12 protein-coding genes and 3 tRNA genes are annotated in these 15,103 nt (G+C 62.3%); 10 read left to right on the plus strand and 5 right to left on the minus strand.

Going from position 1 to position 15,103, the window contains the following annotated elements; translation table 11 throughout:
- Positions 1-2 precede the first annotated feature (2 nt).
- The 4 genes from GBB11_RS10340 (at position 3) to GBB11_RS10355 (ending at position 4,799) form a co-directional block, all read left to right on the plus strand.
- Entirely contained in the window at positions 3-1,022 is a 1,020-nt protein-coding gene (locus tag GBB11_RS10340; RefSeq protein WP_151550171.1) for a 3-isopropylmalate dehydrogenase, read from the plus strand.
- A gap of 217 nt (positions 1,023-1,239) precedes the next feature.
- The gene (locus GBB11_RS10345; protein ID WP_151550116.1) at positions 1,240-3,168 is read left to right on the plus strand and encodes a DUF294 nucleotidyltransferase-like domain-containing protein; all 1,929 of its coding nucleotides are present in this window, start codon (positions 1,240-1,242) and stop codon (positions 3,166-3,168) included.
- Positions 3,168-3,809, plus strand: coding sequence for an exonuclease domain-containing protein (locus tag GBB11_RS10350; RefSeq protein ID WP_151550117.1), 642 nt, complete (start codon positions 3,168-3,170; stop codon positions 3,807-3,809). The genes GBB11_RS10345 and GBB11_RS10350 overlap by 1 nt, the downstream gene beginning before the upstream one ends.
- 192 nt (positions 3,810-4,001) lie before the next feature.
- A complete protein-coding gene (locus GBB11_RS10355) occupies positions 4,002-4,799 on the plus strand; it encodes a fumarylacetoacetate hydrolase family protein (protein ID WP_151550118.1) in 798 nt (265 codons plus the stop codon).
- Between the two features lie 137 nt (positions 4,800-4,936).
- Here the strand turns inward: GBB11_RS10355 and GBB11_RS10360 are convergent, their stop codons facing one another.
- Positions 4,937-6,061 (minus strand): isochorismate synthase MenF, encoded by a 1,125-nt coding sequence (locus GBB11_RS10360; RefSeq protein ID WP_151550119.1) that lies wholly within the window; start codon positions 6,059-6,061, stop codon positions 4,937-4,939.
- A 54-nt stretch (positions 6,062-6,115) separates the two neighbouring features.
- On the opposite strand from GBB11_RS10360, the gene gltX reads away from it, so the two are divergent.
- From gltX to GBB11_RS10375, 3 genes are all read left to right on the plus strand, one after another.
- The gene (gene gltX, locus GBB11_RS10365) at positions 6,116-7,612 is read left to right on the plus strand and encodes a glutamate--tRNA ligase (RefSeq protein ID WP_151550120.1); all 1,497 of its coding nucleotides are present in this window, start codon (positions 6,116-6,118) and stop codon (positions 7,610-7,612) included.
- A 128-nt stretch (positions 7,613-7,740) separates the two neighbouring features.
- A tRNA-Gln gene (locus GBB11_RS10370) sits at positions 7,741-7,812 on the plus strand.
- A 35-nt stretch (positions 7,813-7,847) separates the two neighbouring features.
- Positions 7,848-7,920 (plus strand) — tRNA-Glu (locus GBB11_RS10375).
- A gap of 170 nt (positions 7,921-8,090) precedes the next feature.
- On the opposite strand, the gene GBB11_RS10380 is transcribed toward GBB11_RS10375, so the two are convergent.
- Positions 8,091-9,455, minus strand: a complete 1,365-nt coding sequence (locus tag GBB11_RS10380; RefSeq protein WP_192796390.1) for an MFS transporter — start codon at positions 9,453-9,455, stop codon at positions 8,091-8,093.
- A 122-nt stretch (positions 9,456-9,577) separates the two neighbouring features.
- Complete coding sequence (locus GBB11_RS10385; protein ID WP_151550121.1) at positions 9,578-9,991, minus strand: Rieske (2Fe-2S) protein; 414 nt, start codon at positions 9,989-9,991, stop codon at positions 9,578-9,580.
- An 849-nt stretch (positions 9,992-10,840) separates the two neighbouring features.
- On the opposite strand from GBB11_RS10385, the gene GBB11_RS10390 reads away from it, so the two are divergent.
- A tRNA-Glu gene (locus tag GBB11_RS10390) sits at positions 10,841-10,913 on the plus strand.
- A gap of 90 nt (positions 10,914-11,003) precedes the next feature.
- Here the strand turns inward: GBB11_RS10390 and GBB11_RS10395 are convergent.
- Complete coding sequence (locus GBB11_RS10395) at positions 11,004-11,729, minus strand: IclR family transcriptional regulator (RefSeq protein ID WP_151550122.1); 726 nt, start codon at positions 11,727-11,729, stop codon at positions 11,004-11,006.
- Positions 11,730-11,958: 229 nt separating this feature from the next.
- Here GBB11_RS10395 and leuC point away from each other — a divergent pair, with 229 nt between their 5' ends.
- Positions 11,959-13,377, plus strand: coding sequence for a 3-isopropylmalate dehydratase large subunit (leuC, locus tag GBB11_RS10400; protein WP_151550123.1), 1,419 nt, complete (start codon positions 11,959-11,961; stop codon positions 13,375-13,377).
- A gap of 30 nt (positions 13,378-13,407) precedes the next feature.
- Positions 13,408-13,995, plus strand: a complete 588-nt coding sequence (gene leuD, locus GBB11_RS10405) for a 3-isopropylmalate dehydratase small subunit (RefSeq protein WP_151530294.1) — start codon at positions 13,408-13,410, stop codon at positions 13,993-13,995.
- A gap of 100 nt (positions 13,996-14,095) precedes the next feature.
- Here leuD and GBB11_RS10410 read toward each other — a convergent pair whose 3' ends face one another.
- The gene (locus GBB11_RS10410) at positions 14,096-15,094 is read right to left on the minus strand and encodes a bifunctional NUDIX hydrolase/histidine phosphatase family protein (RefSeq protein WP_151530293.1); all 999 of its coding nucleotides are present in this window, start codon (positions 15,092-15,094) and stop codon (positions 14,096-14,098) included.
- Positions 15,095-15,103: the final 9 nt, after the last annotated feature.

Here is a 15,103-nt window from a genome sequence, read left to right on the forward strand (position 1 = left end):
GGTTGAAACTTGCAGTCATCGGCGGCGACGGTATCGGGCCGGAGGTCACGGCCGAAGCGCTGAAGGTGCTCCATGCAGTGCGTGACGACGTTGCCACGACCGAGTTCGACCTCGGGGCGCGCCGCTATCTCCGCAATGGCGAGCTGCTCACCGAGGATGATCTGGCGGAGCTGAAGCGCCACGACGCCATTGTGCTCGGCGCTATCGGTGCGCCAGGGGAGGTTCCCCCGGGCGTGCTGGAGCGAGGCCTGTTGCTCAAGATGCGTTTTGCCCTTGATCACCACGTGAATCTGCGTCCATCCAAGATCTATCCGGGCACCACCTCGCCGCTGCGCGATCCCGGCGATGTGGACTTCGTGGTCGTGCGCGAGGGTACCGAGGGGCTCTATGCCGGCAATGGCGGCACCCTGCGGGAGAACACTTCGCACGAGGTGGCCAGCGAGGTGAGCCAGAACACCCGTTTCGGTGTCGAGCGCGTGGTGCGTTATGCCTTCGATCTGGCGCAGTCGCGGCGTCAGAAGCTCACGCTGGTCCACAAGACTAATGTGCTCGTTCACGCCGGCTCCTTGTGGCAGCGCACCGTGGATGCGGTGGCTAAGGACTATCCCGAGGTCTCCGTGGATTACTGCCATATCGACGCCGCCACGATTTACCTGGTCACCGACCCCTCCCGTTTCGATGTGATTGTCACCGACAACCTCTTCGGCGACATTCTCACCGATGAGGCCGGCGCGATCACCGGCGGCATTGGTCTAGCTGCCTCCGGCAATATCGACGCCAGCGGCATGAATCCCTCGATGTTTGAGCCTGTCCATGGCTCCGCCCCCGATATCGCCGGTACTGGTGTGGCCGATCCGGTGGCCGCCATTCTCTCGATGGCGCTCTTGCTGCGTCATCTGGATGATGAGGCTAATGCCCAGCGCATCGAGGGGGCTGTGCAGAATCATCTATCGGCACGCGATGTCGATGCCGCTATCTCCACCACGGCGGTGGGAGACGATATCGTCGCTCGCTTGAGCTAGCTGCGCGCTCCTCGAGTCGCCCTGTGCTTCGCGCGGCTTCACGGGTCTCGCGCGGCTTCGGGGCGCCTGGGGCGTTGCTGTCGGTGTCCTACTGCGTAGTAGCAGGAGGGTGACGTCGTCAAGCAATGATGGCCCGCTGGGGATCTAGGTCACAATCGCGGATCATTTTGGTCTAAAACACGTCGTGTCAAAAGTGAAGTGGATTACACTACGGGGCATGAACGTAGAACTGGAAGAGATCCGCGATTTTTTGTCGGCGCATGAGCCCTTTAGTCATCTCTCGGCGGAAGCGCTGAGTCAGCTGCCCCAGCATGTGGTGGTGGAATATGTGCGCGCCGGCGAGGTCATTTTTAGTGCGGGACAGCCCAATAGCTATCTCAATATCATTCGTTCGGGCGCGGTGGATGTGCTCGGCGAGGATGGGCTGCTGCTCGATCGTCGCGACGCTGGGCGTTCTTTCGGCTATTCGACGCTCGACGATAGTTCCCCGTCGCTGTACACGATGGTCGCGGTGGAGGATAGCCTTCTGTTGCGACTGCCGTGTGAGGCATTTCTTGAGCTCTGCGAAAACCAGCCGCAGGTGCATCGCTTTTTCTCCTCGCAGTCGCAGCGGATTCGAGCGACGGCCTCCCAGATGCGGGAGGAATCGGCCTCTGATGCGCTGCGCAGCTTGGTGGGCGAGTGCATGGTGCGCCGGCCCGCCTGCTGTAGCCCCGATACCTCCATTAGAGAGGCGGCGGCGCGCATGGCCTCCCAGCGCGTGTCCAGCCTGCTGGTGGTCGAAGGCGAGGAGAGCGCGCTGGAGGAGGGGGTGCTCGTCGATGCGGCACAGGATACGGTACGCCTGCTCGGCATCGTCACCGATAGGGACATGACCAAGAAAGTGGTGGCGGAGGCGATCGATTCCTCGCTGCCGATTTCTGCGGTGATGACCCCGGATCCGGTGACGGTGAGCAGCTCGATGCGCGGCTTCGAAGCGATGCTGCTGCTGGCGCAATACCGCATCCACCACCTGCCGGTGATTGATGATCACAATCTCGTCGGCATCGTCGCCTCGGGCGATATCATGCGCCTGCTGCGCAATGATCCGATTTTCGTGCACGCCGATATGGAGCGGGCCGAAACCGATGCGGAGCTCGCAGAGGTCTATAGCTCCGCGAAGGAGGTGGCCGCCCGCTTCATCGAGCGCGGCGCCGATCCTGCGGAGGTCTCTGGCCTGCTCACCCTCGCTGCCGATGCCCTGGCGCAGCGGCTGATCGCGCTCACGGAAGAGGAGATGGGGCCGCCACCTGTGGACTATTGCTTCGTGGTGCTCGGCTCGCACGGGCGCCGCGAAATGGGCTTCGCCTCCGATCAGGACAACGCGCTCATTCTCGCCGATGACTTCGACCCCGGCGCGCATGGAGACTATTTCGCCACGTTTTATGAGCGCGTGTGCACTCGGCTCGCCGCCGCCGGCCAAGTGCTCTGCCCGGGCGAGATGATGGCCTCCAACCCCGAATGGCGCATGACGGTGAGCCAGTGGAAGCGCACCTTTCACACGTGGGTATCCGCCCCAGAGCCGGAGGCGGTGCTGCACACGCAGGTGTTCTTCGATATGCGCGGTATAGCCGGCACCTTGGCGCTCGCCGAGGAGGTCATCGAATCCGCGAATGATCAAGCCCACGGCGCGCGCAGGATGCACGCCCACTTGGCTGCTCTCGCGGCGCGACGCGATGCCCCGTTGGGGTTCTTCCGCGGGCTCGTGGTGGAACGCAGCGGAGACTACGCCAATACCCTCAACGTGAAAAAGGGCGGCACTGCCACGATCGTGCAAATGGCTCGCCTCTTTGCCCTATCCGCGCCCGCCGATATCAGCACGCGGCCTCTCGGCACCTCCGAGCGCTTGGAATATGCCATTGCCAGCAATTGGGTCTCCGCCAAGGGCGGGGCTGATCTGCTCGATAGTTTCCATTTTCTTAACACCGTGGTGCAGCGCCACCAGGCGGCGCAGCTGCGTAGTGGCGCCGCCCCAGAAGCCGTGGACTACCACATCGACCCCAAACAGCTCAGCACCATCGAACGCGAAGGCCTCCGTGATGCCTTTTCCATCATCCGCTCGATGCAATCAGCCCTGAGCACCAAATACCCCGTGCGGAGCATCTGATGTTCGGCTGGGGAAAAAAGAAGGCCACCGGCGCGCTCGCCGAGTTCGAGGCCGTCGCCGCTCAGAACCCGCGCACGCCCCTCGACGAGGCGGAGCTGCTCGCCGTCGATATTGAGACCACGGGCCTGGATCCGAAAAAAGACGCCATGCTCTCGATCGGGTGGGTGCCGGTGCGTGGCCGCAGAATCCATCTCGGCGAGGCCGGCTATATGCTCATCAAACAGGACCGCTCGGTCGGTACCTCCGCGACTCTTCACCATCTCACCGACACCCAACTTGCCACTGGCTACAGCCCCCGCGAGGCCTTGGAGGCGTTCCTTCCGCGGCTCGCGGGCACCACCATGCTGGTGCATTTCGCCCCGATCGAGCAGCGCTTCCTCTCTACGCTCTGCGAGCAGGAATTCGGCGCGTCCCTGACAGTGCCCACCGCCGACACTTTTCAACTCGAACGCACGCACATGGAAAAGATGTCGACCTATCCGCGCGGTGAGGACCTTCGCCTGCCACGGGTGCGTGCTCGCTATAGCTTGCCGCGCTATCCCAATCACAATGCGCTTATCGACGCCATCGCCTGCGCCGAGCTCTACCTAGCCATGAGAGCCCATCTTGGGTACTCCACCGTGCGTGATATTCAGTTGTGACTACGCATCAGAGTGGTGTCGCTTAGGCAGCCCTGATTTTCCCTGCTCGCGAGCGCGATGGGGGATGGGTAGCGCTGATGCGTAGTAGCAGCGCGGAAACTAACCCCATCTGGTGGGAGAGCCGCCGTGCTGTAGCAGGTTTTATGCCCGATTAGCGGCGCGTTGAAGTACGGGCTGGTTAAGATGGTCGGCATGCGTTTTGGACGAATTGCCCACCCAGAAGGAATGTGTTTCGCCGTCATCGAGGGGGAAGGTGAAGACCAGGTAGCGAAGGAGATCAAAGAGACTCCTTTCACTAAGCCGGAATTCACGGGCCGTAGCTGGCCGATCGCTGAGGTGAAATTGCTGGCACCGATGCTGCCGTCGAAGATTTGCGCGATCGGGCGCAACTACGCGGACCATGTGGCGGAGGTGTTTAAGAAGTCTGCGGATGCGTTGCCCCCAACGCTGTTTCTGAAGCCGCCGACGGCTGTGGTGGGCCCGGGCGCTGCCATCAAGATCCCCGATTTCGCCACTCGAGTGGAGTTCGAGGGCGAGTTGGCGCTCATCGTCGGTCGCCCGTGCAAGAATGTCAAGGCCGAGAATTGGAAGGACGTGATCCTCGGCTACACCGTCATCAACGATGTCTCCTCCCGCGATCTGCAGTTCTCCGATGGCCAGTGGTCGCGGGCGAAGGGCATTGACACCTTCTGCCCGCTGGGCCCGTGGATCGAAACGGACCTCGACGCCCTCGATCTTGAGGATCTGCCCATTAAGGCGCACCTGACCCAAAATGGTGTGACCGAGACTAAGCAGGATTCCAATTCCTCGCAGATGATCATGTCCGTGGGAGAGATCGTGGAGTTCATTACCGCGTCCATGACGCTGCTGCCGGGAGATGTTATCTCCACCGGCTCCCCGGCAGGAACGGCGGAAATGTTCCCCGGCGATCACATCGAGATCGAGATCCCCGGTTTGGGCCGTCTGGCCAACCCCGTCGAGCGCGCCTAATCTTCTGCGCCTTATGCCTCACGTGCCCCGGGCCGCTCGTCGCGGCCTAGCGCGCATGTCCACCCGCTGCTGAGAACGCACTCGACGGCGGGTGGTTTCGTTTACCGTCCGCGCTCGTTCTGAGCCCGATTGAGCTCCTACAACCCCAGCGCCGACATGATGGTCCGCAGCTTGGCGGTGGTTTCATCGAGCTCGGCTTGTGGATCGGAATCGGCGACGATCCCGCCGCCGGCCCAGGTGCGCGCGTGAGTGCCATAGGCATCGACTTCGGCGCAGCGGATCGCCACCATGTATTCGCCGTCTCCGCGCCGATTGGACCAGCCCACGGCGCCTGCATAGAACCCCCGCGGCGTCTCGGTGGCGGTGATGATCGCCTCTGCGGCGTCGGTGGGGGTGCCGCAAATCGCTGGGGTGGGGTGTGTCTGCAAGGCCAACTCGAGGGCAGTCATCTCTGCTTCCTTGACCGTTCCTGTGATCGGGGTGGCGAGGTGCCACATCTCGGCGGTTTTGGTCAGCTCGGGGCGCTCGGGAATGCTCAGCGTCTCGCACAGCGGCCGCAATGTGCGTTCCAAGTGCTGCACCACATGGGCATGCTCGGCAAGGTCCTTGGCGCTGTTGTATAGCTGTTGCCCATTTTCCTCATCACTGCGCTTATCGACGCCGCGAGGTGCCGAACCAGCCAGTGGATAGGCGCTGAGCGTGGTGCCACGTTTGCGCACCAAAACCTCTGGGGAGGAGCCCACCAACATGGTGTGGGCGTGGGCGCCGCCAGCGGGGGAGAGGTCGGCGATGAAGCCATCGCAGTGGGGGGAGCGATCAATGAGCTTGGCGGCCACCAGCAGCGGATCGGCCGGTGGGTCGAAGCGCACGTCTACAGCGCGGGCAAGCACCACCTTTTCCAAGCGGGTGCGTGCGATGGTGGCGACGGCCGCCTCTACCCGCGCCCGATGCTCGTCCTCGTCGGGGTCGACGCCAACAAGCTCGGAGTGCAGCCGCGAGCCGGGGCCGATGCGGTAGTGCGCGTGCGGCTCCAGGGGGCCTTGTTCGCTAATGATTCGTTCGGGCACGGTCAGTGCTGCGGGATCATCGCGCAAGAAAGGAAGGGCGCCGACCACCATCGTCACCCGCCCCTCGCGCAGCGCAGCCACGGCTTCCCATGGGTCGCTATAGGTAGCGCGCGATCCTTGGGTGCGCACTGATCCATGGGCACGAGAGAGCAGGAAATCCGGTGCAGAAGAGGGACGGTGAGCGAATCGGGCCATGGCATGTAATGCTAGTTCATGCAGGCCACGGGAAAGCTACTAGACTAGACAACCATGTCTCATACTTCAGAAGTCGTCGTTCGTTTTTCCCCATCGCCCACCGGCACTCCGCACGTCGGAATGGTGCGCACCGCCCTGTTCAACTGGGCCTACGCCCGCCACACGGGCGGCAAGATGATCTTCCGCATTGAAGATACGGATGCTGCCCGCGACTCCGAAGAGTCCTACCAGGCCATTATCGATTCCTTGAACTGGTTGGGAATCGACTGGGACGAGGGCGTGGAAAAGGGTGGCCCCCACGAGCCTTATCGTCAGTCGCAGCGCGGCGACATTTATAAGGGGGTGTTGTCGAAGCTTATCGACGCCGGATTGGTCTATCCCGCGTACTCCACCGCAGAGGAGGTGGAGGAGCGCCACAAGGCCGCAGGGCGCGATCCCAAGCTGGGCTACGATAACTTCGACCGCGATCTCAGCGAGGAACAAAAGGCCGCGTTTGAGGCTGAGGGTCGCAAGCCCGTGTGGCGTCTGCGCATGCCGGATAAGGACTGGGCGTGGAATGACTTGGTGCGAGGCGAGATCTCCTTCAAGTCCCAGACCCAGCCGGACTATGTCGTGGCCCGCTCCAATGGCCAGCCGCTCTACACCCTGGTGAATCCGGTGGACGATGCCATCATGGGTGTCACTCACGTCCTGCGTGGCGAGGATCTCCTGCCCTCTACGCCGCGCCAGATCGCGCTGTATGAGGCGCTCATGCAGATTGGCGTGGCCCAGCGCGTGCCGGAGTTCGGTCACATGCCCTTCGTGATGGGGCAGGGCAATAAGAAGCTCTCGAAGCGCGATCCGCAGTCGAATCTGTTTAACCACCGCGATGCTGGCATCATCCCGGAGGGCATGCTCAACTATCTTGCCCTGCTCGGCTGGTCGCTGAGCAAGGATGAAGATATCTTCACCACCTCCCAACTGATCGAGAATTTTGACATCACTGATGTGTTGTCCAACCCGGCTCGCTTCGATGAGAAGAAGATGCTGGCCATCAACGCGGATCACATCCGCCTGCTGGAGCTCGACGATTTCGCCTCCCGCCTGCGCACCTATCTCAGCGAGTACCACGACTTCCCGGCGGAGTATCCCGACGACGCCTTCCGTTTCGCTGCCGAGCAGGTACAGACCCGCATCAAGACCTTGGGCGATGCGTGGGGGCTGCTGCGCTTCCTCGTTGTCGCCGATGAGGAACTCGAGTTGGAGCCGAAGGCAGCGCGCAAGAACCTCAAGGAGGATGCTGTCCAGGCCCTCGACGAGGCGATCGCCGTGCTCGAGCCGCTCGAGGAGTGGAAGACCGTCCAGATCGAGTCGGCCTTGAGCTCTCGTCTGATTGAAGAGCTGGAGCTCAAGCCGCGTAAGGCCTATGGTGCCCTGCGCGTGGCGCTCACCGGCGCCCAGGTGTCGCCACCGCTGTTTGAGTCCATGGAATTGGTGGGCAAGGACTCCACCTTGGCTCGCCTGCGGGCTGCCCGGGCGCGCACCCCGTGGAGCGAGGAGAGCGCCAACTAACGCAATCGGGGCCTCGCTAAGGCTCTAAAATCCCGCGTGAGCTGCTGGTTTGTGCAATGAGAGCCGTCATGGTTATAGTATTCCTCGTTGCACAGCAGGAGCTGATAGCAATCAGCAGCTGAGCGCGATGGCCTATGGTGTAATTGGCAACACAACGGTTTCTGGTACCGTCATTCTAGGTTCGAGTCCTGGTAGGCCAGCTTCAGTATGAAGTGCGCTTCATGCTGGTTCCTATGCCCCGTTCGTCTAGCGGCCTAGGACGCCGGCCTCTCACGCCGGTAACACGGGTTCAAATCCCGTACGGGGTACAACGTACGACCTCCTCTTTACTTTCATTTCGGTGGAAGCGAAGGGGAGGTCGTTGCTTTGTCCTGAGCTCTCTATAGCGCATGACAGGAAGAAGGGGCGCACTCGGCGCCCCTTCTTGTCGTTTGTATACCCCGCCATCTCACGCGTTGTGACAGCGGCGGTGCTGCGGCTAATCCAGTGCCACGTTGGTATTTTCCGGCAACGTTAAGGCCGCGGCTGCGGCGATCGCGAACGCCATGCCGAAGACGGTAAAGAGCATGACTTGCCCGCCGAAGGCGAGCAGAGGCGGAACGATCAGCGGGGCGGCGATAGACGCAATGCGGCCGAAACCAGCGGCCGCCCCAGTGCCGGTGCCGCGCAGGGCAGTGGGGTAGAGCTCCGGCCCAATGGCATAGAGGGCGCCCCATGCGCCGAGGTTGAAGAAGCTGAGGAAGCAGCCGGAGGCAATAATCTGCCATTCCGCCGAGCTCAAGCCATAGCTCAGCGCCGCGGTGGCGCTACCGGCAAGAAAGACCGCTAGGGTCAGGCGGCGGCCCCAACGCTCAATCAGATAGGCGGCCGCGGCGTAGCCGGGCAGCTGCGCCAGAGTGATGATGAGGGTGAACGTGAAGGATTTCACGAGGGTGAAACCCTGCTCGTGCAAAATCGAGGGAATCCAGATGAATGCCCCGTAGTAGGCGAGGTTGATGCAGAGCCAGACCGTCCACAGGGCTGCGGTGCGACGTCGCAGCGGCGATGCCCAAATAGAGTGGGCGTTCGCCACCTCGGGTTCCATTGCTGCCACTGCGCGGTCGTGCTGCGGCTGGCGTCCGAGAGCGGGGGACTCTTCAAAAGAGCGCACGACCTTCTCGGCGTCCTCGTGGCGGTTCGTGGCCTCGAGGTAGCGGACGGATTCCGGCATGCCAAAACGAACGACGAGCGCATAAACGGTGGGGATACAGCCCAATGCGAGAGCCCAACGCCAGCCGTTATCGTCGGCGGCCACCACGAATGCGCCAATACAGGCAGCGAGAATCCAACCCAGCGCCCAGAAGGCCTCGAGGATGACCACCATGCGGCCACGGATGCGGCGCGGAGCGAACTCAGAAACAAAGGTGGAGGCCACAGGTAGCTCGGCGCCGAGCCCCAGGCCGACGATGAAGCGGAACACAAGCAGGACCGCGAGGCTGCCAGCAAGCGCGGAGGCGCCGGTGGCGATGCCATATACCAGCAAGGTGAGGGTGAACACGGAGCGGCGACCAAATTTATCGGCGAGCAGACCACCGAAGGTGGCACCGATCGCCATCCCCACAAAGCCGATGGATCCCAATAGCGATGTTTCGGTATGGCTCAAGCCCCAGTGGGCGGTGAGGGCCGCCATGATAAAAGAAATAAGCCCGACGTCCATCGCGTCGAGCGCCCATCCAATTCCAGAGCCGCCTAAGATTTGAGCGTGTTTTCTGGTCACGGGAAGAGAATCTAGGCGCTCCGTGCGCGAGGGTGCGGGCTGATGCGTAGTAGCAGATGACGTGGAGTCGATATCGGCGTGGTGCATAGAGGGAGCCTAAACCAGACTCCGATATGGTGCCTGTTCTATCCCCCATAGAGGGTAGTGCGGACAACCAAACGACTTACCGCGAAAGGTTGCGTATCTGGTGCCCAACCTACACTCGATCTTTAGGAGACGTTCAACTCGTTGCCGGCTTTGTCGATGGTGGCGGGCACCATCGGATCTCTCGAGGGACCTTCGATTACCGAACCATCGGTCAGGCTGAATTTGGACATGTGCTTGGAGCAGACCGCGACGTGTTCGCCGTTGACGTCCTCGAGATGATCGATGGGGCCCTGGGCGTGTGGGCAGGTGGCGGAATAGGCGGTGAACACACCCTCTTCTGGCTGTGCAACAACCCAGCCGTCGATGAATACGGCACCTCCCACTGGAATCGATGCGGAATCCACCTGCGCGGCGATCTCAGGGCTGCCGCAGGCAGCGAGGAGGGCGCCCGAGGCGGTCGCGGCAGTGGCGGCGGCGATGCCTTTGAGGAAGCTGCGCCGCGAACAGGGGAAGCGGGACGTATCAAAACCACTCATGATCCTCACGCTACCCCAGCTCAGCGCGTGGGAAAATTGAGGTGCTCCTTAAAACGGGTGCCGGCGCGCCCATTTGCCTGCCCCAGCGCGGGGGTGGCGCCATGGGGTAAAAGCAGAAGGTCGATGGGGAAAAATCTCGAATCTCTTCCCCCGCCGCGGCCGGAGGTCTAGAGTGAGGGGTGAGAAGTTCACACGGGTTTTTAGGATAACCACCAGCGCCTAGGACGGGGTTGTCGGAGTCGCAGCGGGTCGCCACCGCTACGGCGCGCATCGGGTGAGATTCTCGGCGATATATCGCATACCTGTTCAGAGGAATTTAATGTCAGCAAAGGAGAGTGGATGGCTGAAGCAGCGTCTTTTCTAGTAACAGCGTCGCACGTCCCCTTCGTAGCGAGCATTGCCATAATCTAATCCCTCTCCGCGCTAGAGATGTGCGAGGGTAGAGCTAAGCGAAGGTGAATGTTTATCGTGACTCTGTTCACCGAGACCTCCTCGATGGTCTACGGATTGCGCATAGATCACCTCGACACCTGACTCTGATGCAGAGATAGCGGACGGGCCCACGGTGAGAGCACCACACTGGGGTCACGACACTTCCGCACCCTGTCGTTATCGTGAACTCGCAGTCGCGCAGGCTCCGAGCGTTCATGGATCGGTTTTCACACTAATGTCCGCGCGGGGCGTCTTTACTTACCGCCGAAGACGCCCCGCGCGTGCGCGTGCACCCCACGCCTTATCGACGCCGCCCCCAGTGCTTATTTTCGCAGCTGAAGGGGGCGATTTCTATTTCTTTGTACCCGTCGTGTAACTTTATGCAAGCAACGAACGAGCAGTTCGAAGCGATCCAAGGCCCCGTTCGTCTAGCGGCCTAGGACGCCGGCCTCTCACGCCGGTAACACGGGTTCAAATCCCGTACGGGGTACAAAGCGCACACCTCCTCCCTGACCTGTCTTTTCCGAAAGATAGAAGGGAGGAGGTGTTTTCTTATGTCGGCTGTGCCGTTCGCCGGCGTTTAGGCGGTGCCGCTGAGCTGGCGGGAGGCCTCGAGTAGAGCCTGCCCGTGCCGTGCCCCAGGGTTGGGGCCAAGCCGCTCGGCGGGGCCGGAGACCGATAGGACGGCAAGGAGTTCGCCATTGCCGTCGAAGATGGGCGCGGAGACGCTGGCAAGTCCGACCTCGCGCTCGGAGACGGAGTCTGCGTAGCCTTGGGCGCGCACCTGCTCGAGGTCGGTGGTGGTGAAGTGGGCATCGCGCAGAATGGTGTCGCGCAGATGCGGTGGAGCATAGGCCACGAAGACGCGCGCGGCCGAGCCCGCGGTCAGTGGCATGCGAAAGCCCACGGGCACGGTGTTTTGTAGTCCCGAGGAGGGTTCCTGGGCGGCCACGCAGGTACGCATCGTTCCGTTGAGGCGATATAGTTGCACGGACTCCTGCGTAGTCTCCATCAGGTTGGCCATGATGGGCGCGGCGGCGTCGATAAGCTTGTCGGAGCTCGAGGCGCCGAGCGCGCGCAATGCGGACCCGATGGACCATTTGCCATCGGAGGTGCGGCTCAGGAGATCGTGCATTTCTAGGGCCGTGGCAAGCCGGTGTGCCGTGGCGCGGGGAAGCTGGGTGCGTTCGCACAGCTCGCTGAGGGATTGGGGCGAATTCGCGACGGTGTTCAGGATAAGTACTGTGCGGTCCAGTACTTTGATTCCGCTGGACTGTTGCCCATCAAGTGAGTTAAACTTTCCCATGACACGATATTATCATCCCATATCGTGAGAGGCTAGTTTCTGGTTGGAGCTGGGCGGGGTGTCCTGACCACCGCCCAGACCCAGCGTGCCAGCCCCACGTTGAGCATGAGATGCGCAGCCAGAACATGCCGAGGACAACCCTCGTCCGTGCATTCAGTCGCGCCGCGGCACACGCAGACACGACAGTTCTGCTGCGGCAGGCACCATAGTGAAAGGTAACGGTGATCATATGACCAGCCCCAAAACGCTGGCGGAAAAGGTGTGGCACGACCACATCGTGACCCACGGTGAAGAAGGAAAACCCGATCTCATCTACATCGATCTGCAGCTTCTTCACGAGGTCACCTCCCCGCAGGCGTTCGATGGTTTGCGGCTGGCGGGGCGATCCTTGCGCCGCCCCGAGCTCACCCTGGCCACCGAGGACCACAACGTTCCGACGGAGGGCATCACTACCGGTTCCATCCTGGAGATCAAGGACGAAATCTCGCGCACTCAGGTGGAGACACTACGCACCAATGCCGAGGAGTTCGGGGTGCGGCTGCACCCTATGGCGGATAAAGAACAGGGCATCGTGCACGTGGTGGGGCCGCAGCTCGGTCTCACCCAGCCCGGTATGACGGTGGTGTGCGGCGATTCGCACACCTCCACCCACGGTGCGTTCGGTGCGATCGCCTTCGGCATCGGCACCTCTGAGGTGGAGCATGTGATGGCCACCCAGACGCTGCCGCTGAAGCCTTTTAAGACCATGGCCGTTAATGTCACTGGCACTCTCGGCGAGGGCGTGACCGCCAAGGACCTGATTCTCGCGATCATCGCGCAGATCGGCACCGGCGGTGGCCAGGGTCACATTATTGAATATTGCGGCGAGGCCATCGAGAAGCTGTCGATGGAAGAGCGCATGACCATCTGCAATATGTCGATTGAGGCGGGCGCCCGTGCCGGCATGATCGCCCCCGACCAGACCACCTTCGACTACATCAAGGGCCGGCAGTACGCGCCCGAGGGCGAGCTGTGGGATCAGGCCGTCGAATACTGGTCCAGCCTGCGCACCGATGAGGGCGCGAGCTATGACAAGGTCGTCACCATCGACGGCGACGCCCTCACCCCCTTCGTCACGTGGGGCACCAACCCGGGCCAGGGTTTGCCGCTGGCAGAGTGTGTGCCGAACCCAGAGGAGATCAGCGACGAAAACGAGCGCTCGGCCGCGGAGAAGGCCATCGACTATATGGGCTTGATTCCCGGCCAGCCGCTGCGTGAGGTGACAATCGATACGGTCTTCGTGGGCTCCTGCACCAATGGCCGCATCGAGGATTTGCGGGCGGTCGCTCAGGTGCTCAAGGGCCGCCGCGTGGCCGATAATGTTCGTATGCTCACGGTGCCCGGCTCCCAGCGGGTGCGGGAACAGGCCGAGGCCGAGGGCCTGGACAAGATCATCACCGCCGCCGGCGCCGAGTGGCGCCAGCCCGGCTGCTCGATGTGTTTGGGTATGAACCCCGATCAGCTCTCGCCCGGCCAGCGCTGCGCCTCTACCTCGAACCGCAACTTCGAGGGACGCCAAGGCAAGGGCGGCCGCACCCACTTGGTCTCACCCGCAGTGGCCGCCGCCTCCGCGGTGGCCGGCACCCTGGCATCGCCCGCTGACCTCTAAGCACCGTCGCATTAGGAGAAGAGAACAACAATGGAGAAGTTTCACACTCACACTGGTGTCGGCGTGCCGCTGAAGCGGTCGAACGTGGACACCGATCAGATCATCCCCGCCGTCTACCTCAAGCGGGTTAGCCGCACCGGCTTCGAGGACGGGCTGTTCGCCGCGTGGCGACGCGACCCCGAGTTCGTGCTCAATCAAGAGGACTACGCAGCAGGCTCGGTACTGGTCGCCGGCGAGGACTTCGGTACCGGATCCTCGCGTGAGCACGCCGTGTGGGCGCTGATGGACTATGGCTTCCGAGTGGTGTTTTCCCCGCGTTTCGCCGATATTTTCCGCGGCAACGCCGGTAAGGCTGGGCTGCTGGCCGCCCAGATGGAGCACAGCGATATCGAGCTGTTGTGGAAGCTGATGGAGCAGACCCCAGGCCTGAAGCTGACGGTCAATCTCGTAGACCGCACCGTCACCGCCGGTGAGCACATCCTGCCTTTCGAGGTGGATGACTACACCCGCTGGCGGCTGATCGAGGGGCTCGACGATATCAGCCTCACCCTGCGCGATGAGGAAGCCATCGAGCGTTTCGAAGCCCAGCGCAAGCCCTTCATGCCGCGGGTCTTCTAAGCCCGCCCCGTTGCGGGCCATCGCCCCGACGCAGCATAGGACCCCGCCAGGTGGATACCACCTCGGCGGGGCCTTGTCGTGTATGCGGGCGAAGCGGCAGTTATTTCACCGGCAGGGCGCTGGCGAGATAGTCCGCGCCCACCAATTGCCCGTCTCGGAAGTCCAGCATCCACATCGAGCCCTTCTTCGCCTTAATCTCATCGATCGGCAGCTGGCCACGGGCCGCGGCCCAAGCCACCACATCGGGGATCCAGATGCCCTGGGAGCAGACCACAGAGATCGTGCCGCTGCGGGAAAGCTCCGAGATGGCGCTGTGGCAGTTCGTCATCTGCGAGAGCCAGGCATTGTCGCCGAAGAGCTCATTGACGGTGACATCCATGCCCAGCTCATCGGCCAGCGGGGCAATAGTGTCCTGGCAGCGATCAGGCTCGGCGGAATACAGCTGCTCTGGGCGGAAAGCGCTGAGCAAAGGCACCAGCATTTCCGCTTGTCGACGCCCTTTCTTATCCAAAGGCCGGATAGAGTCATCGCCCTGCCAATTCTTCCGCTGATAGGCCTTGGCGTGGCGCAGCAGAATGACGCGGGTATCCGGGGCAAGGCGAAGCCGTTTCTCGGCCTTGCGCAAGACATCTACATCCAGCTGGTAGGACAGCAGCGAGGCGGCGTCGTCAATGGACAGCCAGCGCAGCGTGTCCACCTCATCGTTGGCGCTGAACTCGCCGCCGATGACCTCGGCCAGCCAGTAATAGACCACCTTGGTGCGCTTGTGTACCGGATAGCTGACCTTGCCGATGAGCTTGTCCAGGCGCACCTCGTAGCCGGTTTCTTCCTCGATCTCACGGGCGGCAGTCACCGGCAGGGACTCGCCCGGGTCCAGCTTGCCCTTCGCCAAAGACCAGTCGTCATAGCGCGGGCGGTGAATCACCGCCACCTCGATCTCCTCGGGGCGGGAACGATCGCCGCGCCACAGCACCGCGCCCGCGGCGAGGGTCGGGCGGGTGATGTCCTTGCAGGGATTGGAAGGAATTTTTTGCAGTCGACCCGTGACGAGCACGTTGTTCTTGCGGTCTTTATCAGTTTCCTGCGCGTGAGAAGCCATAGCTGCAAT

Origin of the sequence: Corynebacterium sp. 74A (assembly GCF_008930665.1) — a bacterium.
In the GTDB taxonomy this organism is placed as follows: domain Bacteria; phylum Actinomycetota; class Actinomycetes; order Mycobacteriales; family Mycobacteriaceae; genus Corynebacterium; species Corynebacterium megadyptis.

What these genes read in the sequence shown, in the direction of transcription:
- GBB11_RS10345 (WP_151550116.1), top strand. Translation starts at nt 1,240, where the DNA reads ATGAACGTAGAACTGGAAGAGATCCGCGATTTTTTGTCGGCGCATGAG.
- GBB11_RS10350 (WP_151550117.1), top strand. Translation starts at nt 3,168, where the DNA reads ATGTTCGGCTGGGGAAAAAAGAAGGCCACCGGCGCGCTCGCCGAGTTC.
- GBB11_RS10355 (WP_151550118.1), top strand. Translation starts at nt 4,002, where the DNA reads ATGCGTTTTGGACGAATTGCCCACCCAGAAGGAATGTGTTTCGCCGTC.
- GBB11_RS10360 (WP_151550119.1), bottom strand. Translation starts at nt 6,061, where the DNA reads ATGGCCCGATTCGCTCACCGTCCCTCTTCTGCACCGGATTTCCTGCTC.
- gltX (WP_151550120.1), top strand. Translation starts at nt 6,116, where the DNA reads ATGTCTCATACTTCAGAAGTCGTCGTTCGTTTTTCCCCATCGCCCACC.
- GBB11_RS10380 (WP_192796390.1), bottom strand. Translation starts at nt 9,455, where the DNA reads ATGCACCACGCCGATATCGACTCCACGTCATCTGCTACTACGCATCAG.
- GBB11_RS10385 (WP_151550121.1), bottom strand. Translation starts at nt 9,991, where the DNA reads ATGAGTGGTTTTGATACGTCCCGCTTCCCCTGTTCGCGGCGCAGCTTC.
- GBB11_RS10395 (WP_151550122.1), bottom strand. Translation starts at nt 11,729, where the DNA reads ATGGGAAAGTTTAACTCACTTGATGGGCAACAGTCCAGCGGAATCAAA.
- leuC (WP_151550123.1), top strand. Translation starts at nt 11,959, where the DNA reads ATGACCAGCCCCAAAACGCTGGCGGAAAAGGTGTGGCACGACCACATC.
- leuD (WP_151530294.1), top strand. Translation starts at nt 13,408, where the DNA reads ATGGAGAAGTTTCACACTCACACTGGTGTCGGCGTGCCGCTGAAGCGG.
- GBB11_RS10410 (WP_151530293.1), bottom strand. Translation starts at nt 15,094, where the DNA reads ATGGCTTCTCACGCGCAGGAAACTGATAAAGACCGCAAGAACAACGTG.